The organism is Methylobacterium tarhaniae (assembly GCF_001043955.1).
GTDB classification, from domain to species: Bacteria; Pseudomonadota; Alphaproteobacteria; order Rhizobiales; family Beijerinckiaceae; genus Methylobacterium; species Methylobacterium tarhaniae.
The window spans coordinates 1-860 of sequence record NZ_LABZ01000467.1 but is presented as its reverse complement, the minus strand read 5'-3'; the positions used below and the strand labels follow the sequence as shown (position 1 = coordinate 860).

2 protein-coding genes are annotated in these 860 nt (G+C 70.9%); both read left to right on the top strand.

Features of this window, described 5'->3' with window-relative positions:
• On the top strand, positions 1-412 hold a 412-nt coding region (locus tag VQ03_RS30705), incomplete at its 5' end, for a gluconokinase (protein WP_048454729.1).
• Positions 413-430: 18 nt separating this feature from the next.
• Positions 431-860: HAD family hydrolase (locus VQ03_RS30700; RefSeq protein ID WP_048454728.1), on the top strand; the 430-nt coding region annotated here is incomplete at its 3' end.

The following is an 860-nucleotide window of genomic DNA, read 5'->3' as shown; positions in this document are numbered from 1 at the left end:
TTCCTTCCACAGCCCGGACCACGTGGCCAAGATGCGGGATGGCCACGGCCTCGACGATTCCGACCGCGCGCCCTGGCTCGCGGCCATGGCGGCCTGGATCAGCACCTGCATCGAAACCGGACGACCGGGCATCCTCGCCTGCTCGGCCCTGAAGCGGGCCTACCGCGATGCGCTCGTCCAGGGGCGGGCAGGCATCCGCATCGTCTATCTCGACGGCGACAGGGATCTGATCGCGGCCCGCATTGCCCGCCGGGCCGGCCACTTCATGCCGGCGGCCCTCCTCGACAGCCAATTCGCCATCCTCGAACCGCCGGGCCCGGAGGAGGGGGCGCTCGCGGTGCCGATCGCCGGCAACGCGGAGGCGATCGTGGCAACGATCCTGACCGAATTGGGTTTGCCCTCCGACGATTGAGACGGCGCGGGACACAGCATGAAGTCGGGCCACCCCTCCGGCGATCGACGGATCGCCTTCGTGATCTCGGACGTGGACGGCACCCTCGTCACCTCCGACAAGAGCCTGACACCGCGCAGCAGGGACGCGGTGCGGCGGCTCGATGCGGCCGGCATCGGCTTCACCATCGCCTCCGCCCGACCGCCGATGGGGCTCACGTCGCTGATCGCCGAACTCGGCCTGCGCCACCCGATCGGCGCCTTCAACGGCGGCACTCTGCTCGACCCCGATGGGACCATCATCGCCGAGCACTTCATTCCGGAGGATACGGCCCGCGAGGCGGTGCGGCTCTTCGGCGGGGTCCGGCCCGCGGTCTGGGTGTTCGCGCGGGGCCAATGGCACCTGCGCGACCCTCACGGGGCCTATCCCCATCTCGAGCGCCGGACCCTGCAGGCCGAGGCCCCGGGAC